The 22,231-nt window shown below is 61.5% G+C and carries 21 protein-coding genes; 8 read left to right on the forward strand and 13 right to left on the reverse strand.

Going from position 1 to position 22,231, the window contains the following annotated elements:
- The 6 genes from B348_RS0123945 to gloB all read right to left on the reverse strand — a co-directional run bounded on the left by B348_RS0123945 (position 1) and on the right by gloB (position 8,263).
- Complete coding sequence (locus B348_RS0123945; protein WP_017738565.1) at positions 1-1,020, reverse strand: ABC transporter permease; 1,020 nt, start codon at positions 1,018-1,020, stop codon at positions 1-3.
- A gap of 1 nt (position 1,021) precedes the next feature.
- Positions 1,022-2,095: a microcin C ABC transporter permease YejB gene (locus B348_RS0123950; protein WP_017738566.1), complete on the reverse strand. Its 1,074-nt coding sequence runs from the start codon at positions 2,093-2,095 to the stop codon at positions 1,022-1,024.
- A complete protein-coding gene (locus B348_RS0123955; RefSeq protein WP_017738567.1) occupies positions 2,096-3,928 on the reverse strand; it encodes an extracellular solute-binding protein in 1,833 nt (610 codons plus the stop codon). It lies immediately after the preceding gene.
- Positions 3,925-5,754 carry an extracellular solute-binding protein gene (locus B348_RS0123960; RefSeq protein ID WP_026137020.1) on the reverse strand — a complete coding sequence of 610 codons (1,830 nt, stop codon included), beginning with the start codon at positions 5,752-5,754 and terminating at the stop codon, positions 3,925-3,927. Before B348_RS0123960 ends, B348_RS0123955 begins: the two co-directional genes overlap by 4 nt.
- 236 nt (positions 5,755-5,990) lie before the next feature.
- Positions 5,991-7,397: a transglycosylase SLT domain-containing protein gene (locus tag B348_RS0123965; RefSeq protein ID WP_026137021.1), complete on the reverse strand. Its 1,407-nt coding sequence runs from the start codon at positions 7,395-7,397 to the stop codon at positions 5,991-5,993.
- 98 nt (positions 7,398-7,495) lie between these two features.
- The gene (gloB, locus tag B348_RS0123970; RefSeq protein ID WP_017738570.1) at positions 7,496-8,263 is read right to left on the reverse strand and encodes a hydroxyacylglutathione hydrolase; all 768 of its coding nucleotides are present in this window, start codon (positions 8,261-8,263) and stop codon (positions 7,496-7,498) included.
- Positions 8,264-8,328: 65 nt separating this feature from the next.
- Here gloB and B348_RS0123975 point away from each other — a divergent pair, with 65 nt between their 5' ends.
- Both B348_RS0123975 and rnhA read left to right on the forward strand, forming a co-directional pair.
- On the forward strand, positions 8,329-9,087 hold the full coding sequence (locus tag B348_RS0123975; RefSeq protein WP_017738571.1) for a class I SAM-dependent methyltransferase: 759 nt from the start codon (positions 8,329-8,331) through the stop codon (positions 9,085-9,087).
- Positions 9,088-9,118: 31 nt separating this feature from the next.
- The gene (gene rnhA, locus B348_RS0123980) at positions 9,119-9,571 is read left to right on the forward strand and encodes a ribonuclease HI (RefSeq protein ID WP_017738572.1); all 453 of its coding nucleotides are present in this window, start codon (positions 9,119-9,121) and stop codon (positions 9,569-9,571) included.
- A gap of 3 nt (positions 9,572-9,574) precedes the next feature.
- On the opposite strand, the gene B348_RS0123985 is transcribed toward rnhA, so the two are convergent.
- Positions 9,575-9,883, reverse strand: coding sequence for a DUF2388 domain-containing protein (locus B348_RS0123985; RefSeq protein WP_017738573.1), 309 nt, complete (start codon positions 9,881-9,883; stop codon positions 9,575-9,577).
- Between the two features lie 200 nt (positions 9,884-10,083).
- Here B348_RS0123985 and dnaQ point away from each other — a divergent pair, with 200 nt between their 5' ends.
- The 3 genes from dnaQ (at position 10,084) to B348_RS0124000 (ending at position 13,888) form a co-directional block, all read left to right on the forward strand.
- Entirely contained in the window at positions 10,084-10,824 is a 741-nt protein-coding gene (gene dnaQ / locus B348_RS0123990; RefSeq protein WP_370695320.1) for a DNA polymerase III subunit epsilon, read from the forward strand.
- 218 nt (positions 10,825-11,042) lie between these two features.
- Positions 11,043-13,298 carry an Orn/Lys/Arg decarboxylase N-terminal domain-containing protein gene (locus B348_RS0123995; RefSeq protein ID WP_017738575.1) on the forward strand — a complete coding sequence of 752 codons (2,256 nt, stop codon included), beginning with the start codon at positions 11,043-11,045 and terminating at the stop codon, positions 13,296-13,298.
- Between the two features lie 8 nt (positions 13,299-13,306).
- Positions 13,307-13,888, forward strand: a complete 582-nt coding sequence (locus B348_RS0124000) for a GNAT family N-acetyltransferase (protein ID WP_081609281.1) — start codon at positions 13,307-13,309, stop codon at positions 13,886-13,888.
- Here B348_RS0124000 and B348_RS0124005 read toward each other — a convergent pair.
- Positions 13,885-14,778: a LysR substrate-binding domain-containing protein gene (locus B348_RS0124005; protein WP_017738577.1), complete on the reverse strand. Its 894-nt coding sequence runs from the start codon at positions 14,776-14,778 to the stop codon at positions 13,885-13,887. The genes B348_RS0124000 and B348_RS0124005 overlap by 4 nt on opposite strands.
- A 109-nt stretch (positions 14,779-14,887) precedes the next feature.
- On the opposite strand from B348_RS0124005, the gene B348_RS0124010 reads away from it, so the two are divergent.
- Positions 14,888-15,232, forward strand: coding sequence for a hypothetical protein (locus B348_RS0124010; RefSeq protein WP_017738578.1), 345 nt, complete (start codon positions 14,888-14,890; stop codon positions 15,230-15,232).
- Between the two features lie 61 nt (positions 15,233-15,293).
- Here B348_RS0124010 and B348_RS0124015 read toward each other — a convergent pair whose 3' ends face one another.
- On the reverse strand, positions 15,294-15,530 hold the full coding sequence (locus B348_RS0124015) for a hypothetical protein (protein ID WP_026137022.1): 237 nt from the start codon (positions 15,528-15,530) through the stop codon (positions 15,294-15,296).
- 216 nt (positions 15,531-15,746) lie between these two features.
- On the opposite strand from B348_RS0124015, the gene B348_RS0124020 reads away from it, so the two are divergent.
- The gene (locus B348_RS0124020; protein ID WP_017738580.1) at positions 15,747-16,304 is read left to right on the forward strand and encodes an NADPH-dependent FMN reductase; all 558 of its coding nucleotides are present in this window, start codon (positions 15,747-15,749) and stop codon (positions 16,302-16,304) included.
- A gap of 168 nt (positions 16,305-16,472) precedes the next feature.
- On the opposite strand, the gene poxB is transcribed toward B348_RS0124020, so the two are convergent.
- Complete coding sequence (gene poxB, locus B348_RS0124025) at positions 16,473-18,197, reverse strand: ubiquinone-dependent pyruvate dehydrogenase (RefSeq protein ID WP_017738581.1); 1,725 nt, start codon at positions 18,195-18,197, stop codon at positions 16,473-16,475.
- A gap of 77 nt (positions 18,198-18,274) precedes the next feature.
- The gene (locus tag B348_RS0124030; protein WP_017738582.1) at positions 18,275-19,507 is read right to left on the reverse strand and encodes an NADH:flavin oxidoreductase/NADH oxidase family protein; all 1,233 of its coding nucleotides are present in this window, start codon (positions 19,505-19,507) and stop codon (positions 18,275-18,277) included.
- 72 nt (positions 19,508-19,579) lie between these two features.
- Here B348_RS0124030 and B348_RS0124035 point away from each other — a divergent pair, with 72 nt between their 5' ends.
- Positions 19,580-19,984, forward strand: a complete 405-nt coding sequence (locus B348_RS0124035; RefSeq protein WP_017738583.1) for a MerR family transcriptional regulator — start codon at positions 19,580-19,582, stop codon at positions 19,982-19,984.
- Positions 19,985-20,025: 41 nt separating this feature from the next.
- On the opposite strand, the gene B348_RS0124040 is transcribed toward B348_RS0124035, so the two are convergent.
- Positions 20,026-20,520: a DUF934 domain-containing protein gene (locus tag B348_RS0124040; RefSeq protein ID WP_017738584.1), complete on the reverse strand. Its 495-nt coding sequence runs from the start codon at positions 20,518-20,520 to the stop codon at positions 20,026-20,028.
- Positions 20,504-22,162, reverse strand: coding sequence for a nitrite/sulfite reductase (locus B348_RS0124045; RefSeq protein ID WP_017738585.1), 1,659 nt, complete (start codon positions 22,160-22,162; stop codon positions 20,504-20,506). The genes B348_RS0124040 and B348_RS0124045 overlap by 17 nt, the downstream gene beginning before the upstream one ends.
- Positions 22,163-22,231 lie beyond the last annotated feature (69 nt).

Consider the following 22,231-nt stretch of genomic DNA (forward strand, 5'->3'; position numbering starts at 1 on the left):
TCATTTCCTCGGGTCGAAGGCATCGCGAGCGGACTCGCCGATAAACACCAGCAGGCTCAACATGATCGCCAGCACGGCAAAGGCACTCATGCCCAGCCACGGCGCTTGCAGGTTGGATTTGCCCTGGGCCACCAGTTCGCCCAGGGACGGCGAGCCGGCCGGCAAGCCAAAGCCGAGGAAATCCAGGGCGGTGAGGGTGCCGATGGCGCCGGTGAGGATGAAGGGCATGAAGGTCATGGTCGAGACCATCGCGTTGGGCAGGATATGGCGGAACATGATCGCGCCGTTCTGCATGCCCAGCGCCCGTGCCGCGCGCACGTACTCGAGGTTGCGCCCGCGCAGGAACTCGGCGCGCACCACGTCCACCAGGCTCATCCACGAGAACAGCAGCATGATCCCCAGCAGCCACCAGAAATTGGGCTGCACGAAGCTGGCAAGGATGATCAACAGGTACAACACCGGCAAGCCGGACCAGATCTCCAGGAAGCGCTGCCCGGCCAGGTCGACCCAGCCGCCGTAAAAGCCCTGCAAGGCGCCGGCGATCACGCCGATGATCGAGCTGAGCACGGTGAGCGTCAGGGCAAACAGCACCGACACGCGGAAGCCATAGATCACCCGCGCGAGCACGTCGCGGCCCTGGTCATCGGTGCCCAGCAGGTTGACCGAGGACGGCGGCGCGGGCGCCGGTACTTTCAGGTCGTAGTTGATGCTCTGGTAGCTGAACGGGATGGGCGCCCACAAGGTCCAGGCGTCCTTGGCCTTGAGCAGCTCCTGGATATACGGGCTCTTGTAGTTGGCCTCCAGGGGGAACTCGCCGCCAAAGGTGGTTTCCGGGTAGCGCTTGAGCGCGGGGAAGTACCAGTCGCCGTCGAAGTGCACGGCCAGGGGCTTGTCATTGGCGATCAACTCCGCGCCCAGGCTGAGCACGAACAGGATCAGGAACAGCCACAGCGACCACCAGCCACGTTTGTTGGCCTTGAACCGCTCGAACCGGCGGCGATTGAGGGGGGATAGATTCATCTCAATGCTCCCGGCTGGCGAAGTCGATGCGCGGATCGACCAGGGTGTAGGTGAGGTCGCCGATCAGTTTCACGATCAGCCCCAGCAGGGTGAAGATAAACAGCGTGCCGAACACCACCGGGTAGTCGCGGTTGATCGCGGCTTCAAAGCTCATCAGGCCGAGGCCGTCGAGGGAGAAGATCACTTCCACCAGCAGCGAGCCGGTGAAGAAGATACCGATAAAGGCCGACGGGAAGCCGGCGATCACCAGCAGCATCGCGTTGCGAAACACATGGCCGTAGAGCACGCGGTGGTTGGTCAGGCCCTTGGCCTTGGCGGTGACCACGTATTGCTTGTTGATCTCGTCGAGAAAGCTGTTCTTGGTCAACAGGGTCATGGTGGCGAAGTTGCCGATCACCAACGCGGTGATAGGCAGCGCCAGGTGCCAGAAGTAATCGAGGATCTTGCCGCCCCAGCTCAGCTCGTCGAAGTTGTTGGAGGTGAGCCCGCGCAACGGGAACCAGTCGAAATAACTGCCGCCGGCAAACACCACGATCAGCAGGATGGCGAACAGGAACGCCGGGATCGCATAACCGACGATGATTGCCGAACTGGTCCACACGTCGAAGTGGCTGCCATGGCGCGTGGCCTTGGCGATGCCGAGGGGGATCGACACGAGGTACATGATCAGCGTGCTCCATAACCCGAGGGAGATGGACACCGGCATCTTTTCCTTGATCAGGTCGATGACCTTGGCGTCACGGAAGAAGCTGTCGCCGAAATCCAGGCGGGCGTAGTTCTTGACCATGATCCACAAGCGTTCCGGCGCCGACTTGTCGAAGCCGTACATCTTCTCGATTTCCTTGATCAGCGCCGGGTCCAGGCCCTGGGCGCCACGGTAGCTGGAACCGGCCACCGCCACTTCGGCACCGCCGCCAGCGATGCGGCTGGTGGCGCCGTCGAAGCCTTCGAGCTTGGCGATCATCTGCTCCACCGGGCCACCGGGGGCGGCCTGGATGATGATGAAGTTGATCAGCAAGATCCCGAACAGCGTGGGGATGATCAGCAACAGGCGGCGAAAGATATAGGCCAGCATTTAATCGCCTCCGCTCGCCGGGTCGGCGCTCGTCTGGGGGGGAACCGGCGGTTGCACATTCGGCTTGCTCCACCAGGTGGAGATGCCGACGTCGTACAACGGCGAAACCTTTGGATGGCCGAGGTTGTTCCAATAGGCCACGCGGAAGGTCTTGATGTGCCAGTTGGGGATCACGTAGTAGCCAAACTGCAGTACACGGTCCAGGGCCTTGGCGTGGGCGATCAGGCTGACACGCGTATCGGAATCGATCAGTTGCTCCACCAGTTGATCGACGGCCGGGTCTTTGAGGCCCATATAGTTGCGGCTGCCGGGCTTGTCGGCGCTGGTGGACTTCCAGAACTCGCGCTGTTCGTTACCCGGCGACGACGATTGCGGGAAGCTGCCCACCACCATGTCGAAGTCCCGCGAGCGCAGGCGGTTGATGAACTGGGACACATCGACCCGGCGAATCACCAGGTCGATGCCCAAGTCGGCGAGGTTGCGCTTGAACGGCAGCAGGATACGTTCGAACTCGGTCTGGGCCAGCAGGAACTCGATGGTCACGGGTTTGCCGGTGGTATCGACCATCTTGTCGTCGACGATCTTCCAGCCGGCCTCCTGCAACAACTGGTAGGCCTCGCGCTGCTGGGCGCGGATCATGCCGCTGCCGTCGGTCTTGGCCGGGGCGAAGGCTTCCGTGAAGACTTGCGGCGGGATCTTCTCGCGCAGCGGTTCAAGGATTGCCAACTCGTCCGGGCCGGGCAGGCCGGTGGCGGCCATGTCGGAGTTTTCGAAGTAGCTGCGGGTGCGGGTGTAGGCACCGTTGAACAGTTGCTTGTTGCTCCACTCAAAATCCAGCAACAGGCTGATGGCCTTGCGCACACGCACGTCTTCGAACATCGGCTTGCGCACGTTGAATACAAAGCCCTGCATCCCCGTGGGGTTGCCGTTCGGGATCTCTTCCTTAACCAGGCGACCTTCGGCCACCGCCGGCACGTTATAGGCATTGGCCCAATTCTTCGCGCTGAACTCGGCCCAGTAGTCGAACTGGCCGGCCTTGAGCGCCTCCAGCGCCACGGTGGCGTCGCGGTAGTAGTCGGTGATGCGCTGGTCGAAGTTGTAGAGGCCCTTGTTGATCGGCAGGTCCTTGCCCCAATAGTCCTTGACCCGCTCGTACCGCACCGAACGCCCGGCCTTGACCTCGGCCACCTGGTAGGGACCGCTGCCCAGCGGGAATTCCAGGTTGCCCTTGTTGAAGTCGCGCGTGGCCCACCAGTGTTTCGGCAATACCGGCAATTGGCCGAGGATCAGCGGCAATTCGCGGTTGTTGGTGCGCTTGAACTTGAACAGCACGCGCAGCGGGTCTTCGGCGATCACTTCGTCCACATCGGCGTAGTAGGTGCGATAGAGCGGGGTGCCGTCCTTGATCAGCGTCTCGAAGCTGAACACCACGTCGTCGGCGCGCATCGGGTGGCCGTCGTGGAAACGCGCTTCGGGGCGCAGGTAGAAGCGCACCCAGCTGTTGTCCGGGGCCTTTTCGATCTTGCCGGCCACCAGGCCGTATTCGGTGAAGGGTTCGTCGAGGCTTTGGGTGGCGAGGGTGTCGTAGATCAGGCCGATATTGTCGGCGGGCACGCCTTTGCTGATAAACGGGTTGAAGCTGTCAAAGCCGGTCAGGCTGGATTCGCGGAAGGTGCCGCCCTTGGGTGCGTCGGGGTTGACGTAGTCGGTGTGCTTGAAGTTGGCGGGGTATTTGGGCGGTTCGTTGTACAGCGTCAGCGCATGTTGCGGGGCGGCGTGGGCCAGGTTGCACAGCAGAAGGCTGGCGATCAATGCGTTGCGCACATACGTCATTGGGCTTTCTCCGAAGCTTTCAGCCACCATGCGCTCAGGCCCAGGCTGTAGGGCGGCGTGGTGACAAAGGCGAACCGGTTGCGGTACGCCAAGCGATGATAGTTGAGGTACCAGTTGGGAATGCTGTAGTGCTGCCACAACAGCACCCGGTCAAGGGCGCGGCCGGCGGCCAGTTGGGCGTCGCGGGTCTGCGCCGCGAGCAGTTGTTCCAGCAGGTGGTCGACAATCGGGTTGGCGATGCCTGCGTAGTTCTTGCTGCCCTTGATCGCGGCCTGGCTGGAGTGGAAGTACTGCCACTGCTCAAGGCCGGGGCTCAGGGTCTGGTTGAGGGTGATCAGGATCATGTCGTAGTCGAATTGATCCAGGCGCTGCTTGTACTGGGCGCGGTCAACGGTGCGCAGGCGCGCGTCGATGCCGATGCTGATCAGGTTCTCGACATAGGGCTGCAGGATGCGCTCCAGGTTCGGGTTGACCAGCAGGATCTCGAAGCGCAGCGGTTGCCCGTCACTGTTAAGCAGGCGTTGGCCGGACAGCTTCCAGCCGGCCTCGCCAAGCAGGGCCAGGGCGCGGCGCATCGTCTCGCGCGGGATGCCACGGCCGTCGGTCTGCGGCAGGCTGAAGGGCTGGGTGAACAGGTTCACCGGCAACTGGTCGCGGTACGGCGAAAGCAGCAGCCATTCATGGCCCAGCGGCACGCCGGTCGCCGAAAATTCGCTGTTGGGGTAATAGCTCAGGGTGCGTTTATAGGCGCTGCTGAACAGGGTGCGGTTGGTCCATTCAAAATCGAACATCAGCCCCAGGGCTTCACGCACCTTGGTCTGGCTAAACGTGGGCCGGCGCGTGTTCATGAACAGGCCTTGGCTCTGTGTGGGGATCTGGTGGGCGATTTGCGCCTTGATCACCTCGCCACGGTTGACCGCCGGGAAGTTGTAGCCGGTCGCCCAGTTCTTCGCCTGGTGCTCGATATAGATGTCGAATTCGCCGGCCTTGAAGGCCTCGAAGGCCACATCGCTGTCGCGGTAGAACTCCACTTCGACCTTGTCGTAGTTATAGAAGCCCTGGTTGACCGGCAGGTCCTTGCCCCAATAATCCTTGACCCGTTCGAACACCAGTTGCCGACCCGGGGTGACTTTGGTCACACGGTACGGCCCACTGCCCAGTGGCGGTTCGAAGGTGGTGGCCTTGAAGTCGCGGTCTTTCCAGTAGTGCTGGGGCAACACCGGCAACTCGCCCAGGCGCAGGATCAGCAACGGGTTGCCGGCACGCTTGAAGACAAAGCGGATGCGGTGCCGGTTGAGCACATCGACCCGCGCCACCTCTTGCAGGTTGGTGCGGTACTGCGGGTGGCCCTCGGTCAGCAGGGTGCGATAGGAAAAGGCCACGTCATTGGCCGTGATCGGCTTGCCATCATGGAAGCGCGCTTCCGGGCGCAGGTTGAACACCACCCAGCTGCGGTCCTCGCTGTACTCCACCGACTGCGCGATCAGGCCATAGCTGGACGTGGGTTCATCCCCGGACGGTGCGTACTGGCCAGTACCGACCATCAACGGCTCGTTCAGCTCATTGACGCCGTATTGCAGGAAATTGGGCGTGGAAACCGGGCTGGAGCCCTTGAAGGTGTAGGGGTTGAGCGTGTCGAAGGTGCCAAATGCCATGACCCGCAAGGTCCCGCCTTTCGGCGCTGCAGGGTTTACCCAATCGAAGTGGGTGAATTTGGCCGGGTACTTGAGCACGCCGAACTGCGTATAACCGTGGCTCTCGGTAATGGTCGCGTTCGCGGTAAAGCTCAAGGCCAGACTTATTAGTAGAAGGAGGGGACGCTTCAAGTCAGAGATCCGATCCAGGCGGCTTGGGCTTTATGATCGGTACAGTAACAGCTTGTTCCGGTTGGAAAAAGGTTGTTGGCAAGGAGGGCGAGGGGCTTGAACCATGGGAAAAGCAAATGTGGGAGCTGGCTTGCCTGCGATGGCTTCACCTCGGTATATCTGAAGCACCGAGTCGATGCCATCGCAGGCAAGCCAGCTCCCACACAAGTCAGCGTTCACAGAGTCAGTAGGCAGGTTTAACGCGGCCCGGAAACCACCAGCATCTGCCCAGGCTTCAAGGCCTGGCCAGTACGCGGGTTCCAGCGCTTGAGATGTTGCATCTCGACGTTGAAACGCTTGGCGACGATGTACAGCGAGTCGCCTTTCTGCACCTTGTATTGCACGGGTTTCTTGCTGGCCGCGAGCTTGCGCGTGTCCTGCATCACCAGGGTCTGGCCGACCTTGAGCTGCTGGCCATTGAGCTTGTTCCAGCGTTGCAGGTCATGCACATCGACCTTGTTGGCCTTGGCGATCAGCGTCAGGTTGTCGCCACTGCGCACCTTGTAGCTGCGGCTGCGCCCGGCAACGGCCTTGGTTTCAACTTCGTCGAACACCGGCTTTTTCGGGCGCATGCTCAGCAGCTCTTCCGGCTTCATCGTCGAAAGGGTGCTGGTCAGCAATTGCGCCTTGGAGGTTGGTACCAGCAGGTGCTGGGGGCCATCCAGGGTGGTGCGTTGCTTCAGGGCCGGGTTGAGCTGGAACAGTTCGTCTTCGTCGATCTCGGCCAGCGCGGCGACCCGGGACAGGTCCATGCTTTGCTTGACTTCAACCACTTCGAAGTACGGCTGGTTGGCAATCGGGTTCAGGTTCACGCCGTAGGCTTCGGGCGCCAGCACCACCTGGGACAGCGCCAGGAACTTGGGCACGTAGTCCTTGGTTTCCTGGGGCAGCGGCAGGTTCCAGTAGTCGGTGGGCAGGCCGAGCTTTTCGTTGCGCTCGATGGCCCGGCTCACCGTGCCTTCGCCGGCGTTATACGCGGCAAGGGCCAGCAACCAGTCGCCGTTGAACATATCGTGCAGACGGGTCAGATAGTCCAGGGCAGCGGTGGTGGAGGCGGTGATATCGCGACGACCGTCGTAGGCACGGGTCTGGCGCAGGTTGAAGTAGCGCCCGGTGGAGGGGATGAATTGCCACAAGCCGACCGCATCGCTGCGCGAATAGGCCATTGGGTTGTAGGCGCTTTCGATCACTGGCAGCAGCGCCAGCTCCAGGGGCATGTTGCGTTCTTCAAGGCGTTCGACGATGTAGTGAATGTAGAGGCTGCCGCGTTCGCCGGCGTTCTCCAGGAAGGACGGGTTGCTGGCGAACCACAGGCGCTGTTGCTCGATGCGCGGGTTGACGCCGACGCCGTCCTGCAATTGAAAGCCCCGGCGCATGCGTTCCCAGACATCCTGGGGCACTTCCGGGGCAGGCTTCTCTGAGAGCCAGATAACGGGTTTTTGCTTGATCTTGGCAGCAAGATTCGGTTTGGGTTGCACGGTGGATTGTGCAGCGTAATTTGTCGATTGGCAGCCCGCCAGAGTCGCGGACACAGCCACCGCCACGGCTTGAGCCAGGCGGGTCAATGCGTCTGAAGAGATGGATTTACGAATAGATGACGACATTGGCTGGAAGTAAGTTCCGGGCAAAAATGTCGGGCGATTCTAGAAAGCGCTTTGGTTCCGGTCAACCATTCAGAAATTACGTATCAGATTGCGTTGCCTTAGAACTTATCTTTCCATGCCCTCAAGCTAGCAAACACCTCGGCCCCAGAGCGGTTGTCGCGGCCATTCCGTTCGTCCGCTTTTTGTTTAACGGATGTTTCAGAGGTGCGCAGGAAGGGGTTGGTACGCTTCTCCAGGGCCAGGTTGGACGGCAGCGTCATCTCGCCGCGGGCCCGCAGCTGGCGGACGTTTTCCACCCGTTCGGCGATGTCGGTGTTGTGCGGTTCCACCGCCTGGGCAAACTTGAGGTTGCTTTGTGTGTATTCGTGGGTGCAGTACACCAAGGTGTCGGCAGGCAGAGACGCCAGATGCTCAAGGGAGGCGTGCATCTGCTCCGGTGTCCCTTCGAACAGGCGCCCACAGCCGGCGGCGAACAAGGTGTCGCCAGAGAACAGTACGCCTTGGTGGTAGAAGGCGATATGGCCCAGGGTGTGTCCTGGCACGCTATAAACGTCGAAGTCCCAGCCCAGCACAGTGATGCGGTCGTTGTCGTCGAGGGCGACGTCCCGCGCCGGGATTTTTTCGTTCGCCGGGCCGTAGACCTTGGCGCCTGTAACACTTTTCAGTTGCTCGACACCGCCGACATGATCATGGTGATGGTGGGTGATCAGGATGTCGCTGAGGGTCCAGCCGGGGTTCTGTTCGAGCCAGGCCAGCACAGGCGCGGCATCGCCAGGATCGACCACGGCGCAGCGCTGGGTCCGAGGGTCTTGTAACAACCAGATGTAGTTATCGGTGAAGGCGGGCAGGGCACTGATCTGTATCATTCTTCGATTCGCCAAGCTGAACACATTGGTGCATCTTAGAACGTCTAGGCGAGTTGGAGAATGCAATGACTGATAAAGCGTTCGCCCAGGCCGATCCTGAGTGGCTGGCCCTGATCAGCGCCGCCCGCGAATGGCTGTCGGGGCCGATCGGGCAATTTTTGCTGGATGAAGAGCGGCGCATGCTCGAAGACGAGCTGGGCCGGTTCTTTGGTGGCTATCTCGTGCATTACGGCCCCTCGGCCCAGACCCCGCCGTCCGCACCGCAGGTGCAACGCAATGTGCGCCTCGGCGCGCCGCTGCCGGGGGTGGAGATCGTCTGCGAGGAACAGGCGTGGCCGTTGAGCGAGCACGCCGCCGATGTGGTGGTGTTGCAGCATGGCCTGGATTTCTGCCTGTCGCCCCACGGCCTGCTGCGTGAAGCGGCGAGCAGCGTGCGCCCGGGTGGGCACTTGCTGATTGTCGGCATCAACCCCTGGAGCAGTTGGGGCCTGCGCCATGTGTTCGCCCACGACGGCCTGCGCCAGGCGCGCTGTATCTCGCCGTCACGGGTGGGTGACTGGCTGAACCTGCTGGGCTTCGCGCTGGAGAAACGCCGCTTCGGGTGCTATCGTCCGCCGCTTGCCTCGACCAAGTGGCAGGCCCGCCTGGCCGGCTGGGAACGCCGCGCGGGCGCCTGGCAGCTGTCCGGTGGCGGCTTCTATTTATTGGTGGCGCGCAAGATCGTGGTGGGCCTGCGGCCCGTGCGCCAGCTGCGGCGCGAACCCATGGGCAAGCTCGTGCCGATGCCGATGGCCAAGGTCAACCGCAAGCAAAGCGAACCGTAAAACTTCTTTTTGATTTCGAACCGAGTAACCGATGACCGATACCGTAGAACTCTTCACCGATGGCGCCTGCAAGGGCAACCCGGGCCCTGGCGGCTGGGGCGCGTTGCTGGTGTGCAAGGGCGTGGAGAAGGAGCTGTGGGGCGGCGAAGCCAACACCACCAACAACCGCATGGAGCTGATGGGCGCGATTCGTGGCCTGGAAGAGCTCAAGCGCCGCTGCAATGTACTGCTGGTGACCGACTCGCAGTACGTGATGAAGGGCATCAACGAGTGGATGGTCAACTGGAAGAAGCGTGGCTGGAAGACTGCCGCCAAGGAACCGGTCAAAAATGCCGACCTGTGGCAACTGCTCGACGAGCAGTGCAATCGCCATGACATCACCTGGAAATGGGTGCGCGGGCACATCGGCCATCCTGGCAACGAACGCGCCGACCAGTTGGCCAACCGGGGTGTGGACGAAGTGCGCGGTTACAAGCAGAGCTGACGCCTACAGCGCGGCGATGGCCTGGGCCAATTGCATATCACTGTAGGTTTGCCCGGGCAGGCGTTCACGCACGTGCACCAGCGCCGACTCCAGGCGCACACCACGGATCGCGCCATCGCTGGCGACGAAGGCTTCGGCGTCATCCCTGGCGGCCTGCACAATCTTGTCATCCTTGAATGAAGAGCTGGTGCCCTTGGTGGCACTCATGGACAGGCTGACCAGAAAGTCGCTGGTCATGACGAAACTGGTGGCGTGTGCCGTGCAGGCGCTGCCCATCAGCAGCAGGGCGCATAGGGCTTTTGCAAGGTTCATGGGTTACGGTGATCCGTGACTGGCTGGGGCGTGCAGGCTAGCAAGGGCGCCTCGGACAAACTGCGGCGGCTTTGCAAAAGAGTGTAAGAAACTGTCGAAAAGCCAAGGCCCTGGGCCAGCCTTGGGCTGCTTGGGGCATGACGTGCTAATATCCCGGCCTTTGAAATACACCACCCGTTGAGAGCTGAACCCTGATGGCCATCCGATCCGTAGTACTCGATACCGAAACCACCGGCATGCCGGTGACCGATGGCCACCGGATCATTGAAATCGGCTGTGTCGAACTGATGGGGCGGCGCCTCACCGGCCGTCACTTCCACGTCTACCTGCAACCTGATCGCGACAGTGACGAAGGCGCGATTGGCGTCCACGGCATCACCGACGAATTCCTCAAAGGCAAGCCGCGCTTTGCCGAAGTGGCCGATGAGTTTTTCGAGTTCATCAACGGCGCCCAGCTGATCATCCATAACGCGGCGTTCGACGTCGGCTTTATCAATAACGAATTTGCCCTGATGGGGGCGACGGATCGCGCGGACATTTCCAAGCACTGCTCGATCCTCGATACCCTGATGATGGCCCGTGAGCGCCACCCGGGTCAGCGCAACAGCCTCGATGCGTTGTGCAAACGGTATGGCGTCGACAACTCCGGCCGTGAACTCCACGGCGCCTTGCTCGACTCCGAGATTCTTGCCGACGTCTACCTGACCATGACCGGCGGGCAGACCAGCCTGTCCCTGGCCGGTAACGCCTCGGACGGCAGCGGCTCGGCGGAAGGCTCGGGTAACCGCCCTTCGGAAATCCGTCGCCTGTCGGCGGATCGCAAGCCCATCACCATCATCCGTGCCAGTGAGCAGGATTTGCTCGAGCATGCGCAGCGGCTGGAAGCGATCGCCAAGTCGGCGGGTGCGCCGGCACTGTGGACTCAGTTGACCGAACAGTAAGGCCAGGCTGAATGCCATCCAAAATGTGGGAGCTGGCTTGCCTGCGATAGCCTCACTGAGGTGTCACTGAAAGACCGAGGTGCCTGCATCGCAGGCAAGCTGGCTCCCACACAAGCCTGTTCCTACAGTGGAATGGCAGTGCTTTCAAAATCTTCATTCGCGTCATCGCCCCCCAGCTTCTACCCTTGAGTGCATAGCCCTCAGGACTGCAAGCACTCATGTACAAAGACCTGAAGTTCCCAGTGCTTATCGTGCATCGTGACATCAAGGCCGACACCGTCGCCGGTGACCGGGTTCGCGGCATCGCCCGAGAGTTGGAACAAGAAGGCTTCAGTATTTTTTCCGCCGTGGACTACGCCGAAGGCCGGCTGGTGGCGTCCACCCATCATGGTTTGGCGTGCATGCTGATCGCCGCCGAAGGCGCCGGCGAGAATACCCACCTGCTGCAAAACATGGTCGAGCTGATCCGCCTCGCGCGGCTGCGGGCGCCCAACCTGCCGATCTTCGCCCTGGGTGAGCAAGTCACCCTGGAAAACGCGCCAGCCGATGCCATGAGCGAGCTCAACCAACTGCGCGGCATTCTCTATCTGTTCGAAGACACCGTACCGTTTCTCGCCCGCCAAGTGGCCCGCGCCGCCCGCACGTACCTGGATGGCCTGCTGCCGCCATTCTTCAAGGCGCTGGTGCAACACACCGCCGACTCCAACTATTCCTGGCACACCCCCGGCCATGGCGGCGGCGTGGCCTATCGCAAGAGCCCGGTGGGACAGGCGTTTCATCAGTTCTTCGGGGAAAACACCTTGCGTTCGGACTTGTCGGTGTCCGTGCCGGAGCTGGGTTCGCTGCTGGACCACACCGGCCCGCTGGCCGAAGCGGAAGCCCGCGCCGCGCGCAACTTCGGTGCCGACCATACGTTCTTCGTGATCAACGGCACGTCTACCGCGAACAAGATCGTCTGGCACTCCATGGTCGGGCGCGACGACCTGGTGCTGGTGGACCGCAACTGCCACAAGTCGGTGCTGCATTCGATCATCATGACCGGCGCGATCCCGCTGTACCTGTGCCCGGAGCGCAACGAACTGGGAATCATCGGCCCGATTCCATTGAGTGAATTCAGCCCCGAGTCGATTCGCGCCAAGATCGACGCCAGCCCATTGACCCGTGGCCGGCCGCCGAAGGTGAAGATGGCGGTGGTGACCAATTCCACCTACGACGGGCTGTGCTACAACGCCGAACTGATCAAGCAGCAATTGGGCAACAGTGTCGAGGTGCTGCACTTTGACGAAGCCTGGTATGCCTACGCGGCGTTTCACGAGTTCTTCGCCGGGCGCTACGGCATGGGCACCTCGCGCACGCCGGATAGCCCGCTGGTGTTCACCACGCATTCCACGCACAAGCTGCTGGCCGCGTTCAGCCAGGCCTCGATGATCCACGTGCAGGACGGTGGCGCGCGCCAACTGGACCGCGACCGTTTCAACGAAGCGTTCATGATGCATATCTCCACCTCGCCGCAGTACAGCATCATCGCCTCGCTCGACGTGGCCTCGGCCATGATGGAAGGCCCGGCCGGGCGCTCGCTGTTGCAGGAAATGTTCGACGAGGCCCTGAGTTTTCGCCGCGCCCTGGCCAACCTGCGCCAGCATATCGCTGCCGAAGACTGGTGGTTCTCCATCTGGCAGCCGCCCTCTGTCGCCGGCATCGACCGCGTGGCGACGGCCGACTGGTTGTTGCACCCCGAGGATGATTGGCACGGCTTTGGTGACGTGGCCGAGGACTACGTCCTGCTGGACCCGATCAAGGTCACGCTGGTGATGCCCGGCCTGAATGCTGGCGGAGCGCTGAGCGATTGCGGGATTCCGGCAGCGGTGGTCAGCAAGTTCCTCTGGGAGCGCGGGCTGGTGGTGGAGAAAACCGGGCTGTATTCCTTTCTTGTGCTGTTTTCCATGGGCATCACCAAAGGCAAGTGGAGTACCTTGCTCACCGAGCTGCTTGAATTCAAACGCAGCTACGACGCCAATATCAGCCTCGCCAGTTGCTTGCCCTCGGTCTATGCCCAAGGCACCGTGCGCTATCAGGGCCTGGGGTTGCGCGACCTGTGCGACCAATTGCACAGCTGCTATCGCAGCAACGCCACGGCCAAACACCTCAAGCGCATGTACACCGTGTTGCCGGAAATCGCGATGAAACCGGCGGATGCCTATGACCAACTGGTGAGGGGCGAAGTGGAGGCGGTTTCCATCGATGCCTTGCCAGGACGCATCGCAGCGGTGATGCTGGTGCCTTATCCGCCGGGCATTCCGCTGATCATGCCAGGGGAGCGCTTTACCGAGTCGACACGCTCGATCATCGACTACCTGGCATTTGCCCGTACGTTCGATAGCAGCTTCCCCGGCTTTGTCGCGGATGTTCACGGGTTGCAACACGAAGACGACGGCAGTGGTCGTTGTTACACCGTCGATTGCATCAAGGGTTAAGGATGTTTATGCAAGCTGTAATGAACCCGAAGTATCCAGGGCTCAGTGTGCGGGTCGCCGACGAGGGCTTCGATGCCTACGTGTGGGGCAATGACTTCAGTTTTGAGGTCAGCGCCTATGCTGTACCGGAGATGGGTGTGCGGGTCGATCAATGGCCTTTGGAGCGCATCCTGCCGTACCGCAAGTGTTATGGGATTGACCCGGAAGAGTTCGCCAGTTTCCGCGACGCGCCCGACAGCGCAGTCTTCATGGCCTACCTCGACGACCAGGCGGTGGGCCACATCGTGGTCAGCACCAACTGGAATGGTTTTGCCCACGTCGATGAGCTGGCGGTGGCCTTGCCCGCACGGCGTCATGGTGTGGCCAAGGCGCTGCTGGACGTGGCGCAATTCTGGAGTCGCAAGAAAAACCTGCCGGGCATGATGCTCGAAACCCAGAACAACAACCTCGGCGCCTGCCGCCTGTACGAGCGTTGCGGCTACGTGATGGGCGGTATCGACCACCTGCGCTATCGCGGCATCGACCCGCAGACCCGTGAGGTGGCGATTTTCTGGTATCGGCTGTTCAAGAGCGAAGTCGCCAAGCCTTAGCCCGCCAACAGGTCTTGCGCCTTCTGCGTGACAATCTCCAGCAACGCGTTCAGTGCTGGAGAGGTTGCGCCGTCCTTGAGGGTCAGCGCATAGAGGTTGACCATGATCGGCGGTGACAGCGGGCACGCATCCAGCCCGGCATCCCGTGCGCCGAAAGCCGTGAACGGATCGACGATCGCCAGGCCTTCGCCGGCTTCGACCATGCTGCGCATCATCTGGTAGGTCTGCACGCGTGTCTGCACCACCGGCAGTGGGCGCAAGGCTTGCAGCTTGGCGTCCAGCAGGCGGCTCAGCGGGTCCTGGCCCTCCAGGCCGATCATCGCCTGCCCGGCCAGGTCGGCCAGCGCGATGTACTTCTGCTTGGGCTTGAGCCAGCCGTGGGGCGCGAGCAATTGCAGCTTGCCCTGGGCCAGCACCGTACTCTGGATTTGTGCGTGTTCCGGGTCATGCAGGCTCAGGCCGACCTCGGCTTCGTGCAGCAACAGGCTTCTGACAATTTCACGGGTTGGTTGGCTGGACAGGTTGCACGGGGTGTCCTGGAAGCGTCGGCGCAGCACTGCAATGCTTTGCGGCAGCAGTTGATTGGCCAGCGGCGGGGTGCACAAGGCGCGCAGGGGCGGGGCATGATGGTGTTTCAAGCGGCTGGCCAGGCGTTGCACCGGTTCCAGCGCCTCGTACACCTGGGCGATGCTGGCTTGCAGCTCCAGGGTTTCGCGCGTGGCCTGCAAGCGCCCGCGCACGCTGGCGAACAGCATGAAGCCCAATTGTTGCTCGGCGTCCTTGAGCGCGGCATCCACATCGCCCACGGGGAGTTGCAACCATTCGGCGGCCGTGCCGAGGTGTCCGGTCTGCAAGATGGCCTGAATCACTTCGATATGACGTAAACGCATCGGCGGAGTCTATGTGCAGCGCGCCGGGGATTCAATAGAATGGCTGCGCTGATCAACAACGACCAAAGCCGGCTCCCGGCACTTACAACAAAAACAGGTCTGGTCCCATATGCCTCTACCCTCGACATTCTTCGGGGTAACGGCCAAGCAACTCCTGGTTCTGGTGACCGTGGGGTGTGTGGCTGCTTATCTCTTCGACCTTAATGACAACACCACGCCGGACAATCTGGCACTGGAAGCGTTTGTCCGCTCACAGGGGCAGGTGACCGAGCAGGTGGGGGCGGTGCTGGACATTGCGCTGGTCAGGCAAGTGGTCGCGCACCCCAGCAATAACGCGGCGGGCTACAAGCGTTCGCTGTATGCCGTAGAGGGCGAGCGGGGGAAGGTGCTGGTGGCGCTGAAGGAGGTGGAGGGTGAGCAGGGGATAGAGGTCACGCAGATCCGTCGCCCGTGATCACCCCGGCCCAGTCAACGCCGTGCATGGCCAGGACTGAGCGGGTAGACAGGGCGCGGTCTTATGAAGCGAGGGTCGTTTCCGATTCGCGCACAATGATGATGCCCGACTGAATCAATTTGAATTCATCGCCTTCCAGCTTTTCTACACGGTCGCCAATGGCCAGCTTGTAGGTGGTGGTAGGCGCCGAGCCAGCCACATCGCCTTGCGCCGGGTTGGATTCCTGGAACTCATGCACCGAATACACACGTCCCTCTGCGTCTCTGGCATGAAACTGTCCGACTAGTACTGCTGCCATCTGTTTAGAACCTCTGGAGATAATCACTCATTTGCGGTTCTGTAGACCGTCATGGAGCGGTGTAGTTTACCTACGTGAAAAAAATACTATTCGCTGTCGTTTTAAGGCTATTCCTACAAGGCAAGGCACTTGGGGGATTCTCAAAACCTTCTGGTGAACGTGCCGCGAAGACTCTATAACTACAAGTTCCTTTAGTTAGACGTCGGGAAAACCTCCATGAGCAAGGTCTACACGATTGCCGTCCTGGTTGGCAGCTTGAGAAAAGAGTCGATCAACCGCAAGGTCGCCCTGGCCTTGGCCGCACTGGCCCCTGCCAACCTCACGTTGAACATCGTCGAAATTGGCGACTTGCCGCTCTACAACGAAGACATTGACGGCGCGACACCGCCGGCAGCCTACAGTAGTTTCCGTCAACAGGTGAGTTCATCCGACGCGGTGTTGTTCGTGACCCCGGAATACAACCGCTCCGTGCCGGCACCGCTGAAGAATGCGATTGATGTGGGCTCGCGCCCGTATGGCAAAAGTGCCTGGAGCGGCAAGCCGGGCGCGATCATCAGCGTGTCGCCGGGCGCCATCGGTGGCTTTGGTGCCAACCATCATCTGCGCCAGTCCCTGGTGTTCCTCGATGTGCCGTGCATGCAGCAGCCGGAAGCCTACCTGGGCGGTGCGGGGAGTGTGTTTGACGAGGCTGGCAAGCTATCGGAAAAGACCCGGCCGTTCTTGCAGGCGTTTATTGATGCCTATGGCCAGTGGGTTGCCAAGCAAAAAGCCTGACTTGGTAATGAGATCAAAATGTGGGAGCGGGCTTGCCCGCGATTGCGGTAGATCAGTGAAGGTGACTTTGACTGACACACCGCCATCGCGGGCAAGCCCGCTCCCACATTTGGATGTGTGGCAGGCCTGGCATCCGAGTCCACTGCCAAGCCCACTCACCCATGGGATTTAGCGGAGCCAGTTGGTGCGTGCCAGCTCAATGACCTCGTCGCCACGCCCGCTCATGACCGCCTTGAGCATATACAGGCTGAATCCCTTGGCCTGTTCCAGCTTGATCGTCGGTGGCATCACCAGTTCCTGAGTCGCTGTCACCACATCCACCAACACGGGCCCATCATGGGCCAGCGCGCGACGCAGCGCCGGCTCCAGCTCTTCTGACTGCTCCACGCGAATGCCCAAAATACCCATGGCGTTCGACATGGCCGCAAAGTCCGGGTTTTTCAGTTCAGTGCCAGCGTCCAGATAGCCCGCTGCTTTCATCTCCATGGCCACGAACCCCAGTGAAGAGTTATCGAAGACGATGACCTTTACCGGCAATTTCAACTGCGCCAACGAGATGAAATCCCCCATCAGCATGGCAAAGCCACCGTCGCCAGACATCGAAATCACCTGCCGCCCGGGAAATGCCGCCTGCGCACCGATAGCCTGGGGCATGGCGTTGGCCATGGAGCCGTGGTTGAACGAGCCGATCAGCCGGCGCTTGCCATTCATCTTCAGGTAGCGCGCCGCCCATACGGTGGGCGAACCCACGTCAGCGGTGAAGATCGCGTCATCGTCCGCCAACTCACTGAGCAACCGTGCGACGTACTGCGGGTGGATCGGCCGGTTGGCCTTTGAGGGCTGCGCAAGGTCGTCCAAGCCCTGGCGGGCTTTTTCGTAGTGCTTGAGCGAGGTGTCGAGAAAGCTGCGATCGGTTTTGCGCGTCAGGCGCGGCAGCAGGGCGGCGATGGTTTCACTCACGTCGGCGCAAATGCCCAGGTCCAGCGTGGCGCGACGCCCCAATGCCTGCGGGTTGCGGTCGATCTGGATGATCTGTGCGTCAGTGGGGTAGAACTGGCGGTAGGGAAAGTCAGTGCCGAGCATGATCAGCGTGTCGCAGTCGAGCATGGCGTGGTAGCCGGAACTGAAACCGATCAAGCCGGTCATGCCCACATCGAACGGGTTGTCCCATTCCACATGTTCCTTGCCGCGCAAGGCGTGCACCACCGGCGCGCCCAAGGCGTCGGCCAGGGCAACGACCTGGTCATGGGCACCGGCGCACCCGCTGCCGCACAGTAGGGTGACTTTTTGGCTGTGTTCAAGGATGTCGGTGAGGCGTTGCAGATCCTGTTCCGCCGGCAAGGTACGCGGGGTGTGCAGGGCAGGCCAGGGCTTGAGTTTGTTCTCCACTTCCAGCAACGACACATCCCCTGGAATCACCACCACCGCCACGCCGCGATTGAGGATCGCCGCGCGCATGGCACGGTGCAGCACCTGCGGCATTTGCTCGGGGTTGCTCACCAGCTCGACAAAGTGGCTGCACTCCTTGAACAGTTCCTGGGGATGGGTCTCCTGAAAGTAATTGAGGCCGATCTCCGTGGACGGAATCTGCGCCGCAATTGCCAGCACCGGCACATGGTTGCGATGGCAGTCGAACAGGCCGTTGATCAAATGCAGGTTGCCTGGCCCGCAACTGCCGGCGCACACGGTCAATTCACCGGTGGCCGCGGCTTCGGCACCGGCGGCGAATGCGGCGACTTCCTCGTGGCGCACGTGCATCCACTCGATGCTGTCCATGGTGCGCAAGGCGTCGGTGAGGCCGTTGAGGCTGTCGCCGGTCAGGCCCCAGATGCGCTTGATACCCGCCTGTTCAAGGGTGGTCGCCAGCTGTTGGGCCAGGTTGATTTTCGCCATGAAGAACTCCAATCGTCAGTGAGGTTAAAAACTGCTGATCAATAGGGGACAGTTCGATCATGGCGAATGCTCCGCCCTTATTGTGAAGATTGCGTCATGGCGGCACGGTACTGGCGGGTACGCCGGGCGATAAACCACTGGTCGCGCACCAGCGCCATGCACGGTGCAACGTTGGCCTTGGGCTGGTGGCCGCGGCTGAGGCGATGCATCTGGTAGCGCACGACGGCGAGGATCGCCAGGGACGCCAGGGGCTTGCGCTTCCAGTCAATCGGCTTGAGTTGCGGGTTGGGATCGCGGCCCTCACGCCAGTGCTTGATCAGCTGCGGTTCCAGGGTCAACGCGGTGGCAATCCCGGCCATGGCGATGCCGCTGTCGAGTACCTGCTGCACGATAGGCAGGCGGCGGATGCCACCGGTGACCATCACCGGCATCTGGGCGATGCTCGCCAGTTCGGTGGCCATGTCCAGGAAGTACGCTTCGCGGGCCAGGGTGCGCCCGTCCCGCGCTTCACCCTGCATCGCCGGCGCTTCATAGCTGCCACCGGACAACTCCAGCAGGTCGATGGCCAGCGGGTTGAGCATCTCGACCACGGCGCGGGCATCAGCCTCGGCAAAACCGCCACGCTGGAAGTCTGCCGAGTTGAGTTTGACCGCCACACAAAAGGATGGACTCACGCTGGCGCGTACGGCGTGGATCACTTCCAGCAACAGGCGCGCACGGTTTTCCAGCGGGCCACCCCAGCGGTCGGTGCGTTGGTTGCTCAGCGGCGAAAGGAACTGGCTCAGCAGGTAGCCGTGGGCGCCGTGGATCTGCACGCCGGTAAAGCCGGCTTTCTCGGCCAGGCGGGCGCTGGTGGCGAAGCGTTGGATCACGTCCTGGATGTCGTCCTCGGTCATGGCCTTGGGTTTGGCGAACATCTTCGAGAAACCTCCCAGGTCGAGGGCAACGGCGGAAGGCGCCACGGCTTGCTGGCGCAGATTGGCCGGGGTCTGGCGCCCCGGATGGCTGAGTTGCACCCAGAAGTGCACGCCTTTGTTCCGTGCGACATCGGCCCATTCGCGAAAACTGTCCAGCTGTTGCTCGTCTTCCAGCGCGACACCACCGGGGCCGGTCATGGCGCGACGGTCGATCATCACGTTGCCGGTGATCAGCAAGCCGGGTTCACCCTCGGCCCACGCCTTGTAGAGCTGCTTCAATTCACGGGACGGCGCCTGATTGCCATCGGCCATGTTTTCTTCCATCGCGGCCTTGGCGATGCGGTTGGAGATGACTTGGCCATTGGGCAGTTGCAAGGCTTCAAAGGGTGACATGGGTTGACTCCTGAGCGGGGGAGGCCTCAGGCTAAGCTTAAAGTTAACTTTAATGTCAAGCAGGCGATGGCAATGAATATTGGCGAACTGGCAAAACAGAGCGGACTGGCGGCATCGCGCATCCGTTTTTATGAAGCGGAAGGCCTGATCAGTCAGGTGGGGCGCCAGTCCAATGGTTATCGGCGCTACTCGGCGGAGGCGTTGCAGACGCTGCAGCTGATCCAGAGTGCGCAACAGGCCGGCTTTACCTTGCAGGAACTCAAGGCGTTGATGCCGGCACCGGGTGAGCATAAGCGCGAGGAGTTGATCGAGGCGCTGGAGCGCAAGGTGGTGCAGATCGAAGAGATGCAGGCGCAATTGGCTCACAGCAAGGCGCAGTTGCTGGGGGTGATCGAGGCGGTGCGGGCGCAGCCGGAAGGTGTGCCGTGTTCCATGGGGCAGAAGCAGGTGCTGGCGTCGATCAAACTTAGCGGATAAAAAAAGCCCTGGCACGCCAGGGCTTTTTCATGCGCTACACCTTAACGGCGGCGGAACAGCGGTAGCGGCTCATCCGTTGCAGCCTGGTACGTCACCGAGAAGTCCTTGAGGCTTTCCAGGGCTTCGTACGGGTCTTTGTCGGCGCGCAAGGCGAAGGCATCGAACCCGCAGCGGCGCAGGTAGAACAGTTGGTCGCGCAGGATATCGCCAATGGCGCGCAGTTCGCCTTTGTAACCATAGCGGTCACGCAGCAGGCGCGCGTTGGAGTAGTTGCGGCCATCGGTGAAGGCCGGAAAATTCAGCGCGATGACCTGGAAATGTTCCACGTCGGCACCGATCTCTTCGGCTTCTTCATCGGCGTCCAGCCACACACCCAGGCCGCCATCGCGGGCCTTGAGGGCGTGACCGTGCTCGCGCCACAAGGCCAGCGGCACGATCAGGTCGTCGCAGTTGGAAATGCCATCGAAGCTCGCGTCCTTGGGCAACAGGTGCCAGGTTTCGTCGAGGACTGCGTTGTTCTTAATGATTCGCTGCATAGACGCGCTCCTTGAACAGGTCGATGCCGATGCGCTGGTAGGTGTCGATGAAACGCTCATCTTCGGTGCGCTGTTCGATGTACACATCGATCAGTTTGCCGATCACCTCAGGCATGGCTTCCTGGGCGAACGATGGGCCGAGGATCTTGCCCAGGCTCGCATCACGGCTGGCGCTGCCACCCAGGGACACTTGGTAGAATTCTTCGCCTTTCTTGTCCACGCCCAGGATGCCGATGTGGCCGACGTGGTGGTGACCACAGGCGTTCATGCAACCGGAGATGTTCAGGTCCAGCTCGCCGATGTCGAACAGGTAGTCCAGGTCGTCGAAACGGCGCTGGATCGATTCGGCAATCGGGATCGACTTGGCGTTGGCCAGGGAGCAGAAGTCGCCGCCCGGGCAGCAGATGATGTCGGTCAGCAGGCCGATGTTCGGCGTGGCGAAACCGCCTTCGCGCAGCTCGCCCCACAGGGTGAACAGTTGGCTTTGCTCAACGTCCGCGAGAATGATGTTCTGCTCGTGGGAGGTGCGCAGTTGGCCATAACTGTAGCGGTCGGCCAGGTCGGCGACGGCGTCCAGCTGCTTGTCGGTGATGTCGCCGGGGGCAACGCCGGTCGGTTTCAGCGACAGGGTCACGGCCACGTAGCCTGGCTTCTTGTGCGCCAGGGTGTTGCGGCCACGCCAGCGGGCGAAACCTGGATGTTCCAGGTCGAGGGCTGCCAGTTCAGCGTCCTGATTGCTCAGGGCCTTGTATTCAGGGTCGACGAAATGCTTGGCAACGCGATGCACTTCGGCTTCGGTCAGGGTGGTCTGGCCGCCGCGCAGGTGTTCCATCTCGGCGTCGACTTTTTGCGCAAACACCTCAGGCGTCAGCGCTTTTACCAGGATCTTGATCCGGGCCTTGTACTTGTTGTCACGACGGCCATAGCGGTTGTAGACCCGCAGGATGGCATCGAGGTAGCTCAACAGGTCCTGCCACGGCAGGAACTCATTGATAAAGGCGCCGACCACTGGCGTACGGCCCAGGCCGCCACCCACCAGGACACGGAAACCCAGCTCGCCCGCAGCGTTGTACACCGGCTCCAGGCCGATATCGTGTACTTCGATGGCGGCGCGGTCCGAGGTCGAGCCATTGATGGCGATCTTGAACTTGCGCGGCAGGTAGGCGAATTCCGGGTGGAAGGTGGTCCATTGGCGGACGATTTCACACCAGGGGCGCGGGTCGATCAGTTCGTCAGCGGCAACGCCGGCGAATTGGTCGGTGGTCACGTTGCGCAGGCAGTTACCGCTGGTCTGAATGGCGTGCATCTGCACGGTTGCCAGTTCAGCCAGGATATCCGGCACGTCTTCCAGCGCTGGCCAGTTGAACTGTACGTTCTGGCGCGTGCTGATGTGCGCGTAGCCTTTGTCGAAGTCACGGGCAATCTTGCCCATCATGCGCATCTGACGCGAGGTCAGTTGGCCATACGGCACGGCTACCCGCAGCATCGGCGCAAAGCGCTGAACATAAAGGCCATTTTGCAGGCGCAGAGGGCGGAACTCTTCTTCGCTCAGTTCACCTGCTAGGTAGCGTCGGGTCTGATCACGGAACTGCTTGACGCGGTCCTCGATGATGCGCTGATCGTATTCGTCGTATACGTACATATAGGTCCTGTTCTCGGCAAATCTGCGCGCACGGCCGCGCACTCCCAACGGAGCCGGCGCACGATACCA

The sequence above is a fragment of the Pseudomonas sp. CBZ-4 genome (assembly GCF_000346755.1).
In the GTDB taxonomy this organism is placed as follows: domain Bacteria; phylum Pseudomonadota; class Gammaproteobacteria; order Pseudomonadales; family Pseudomonadaceae; genus Aquipseudomonas.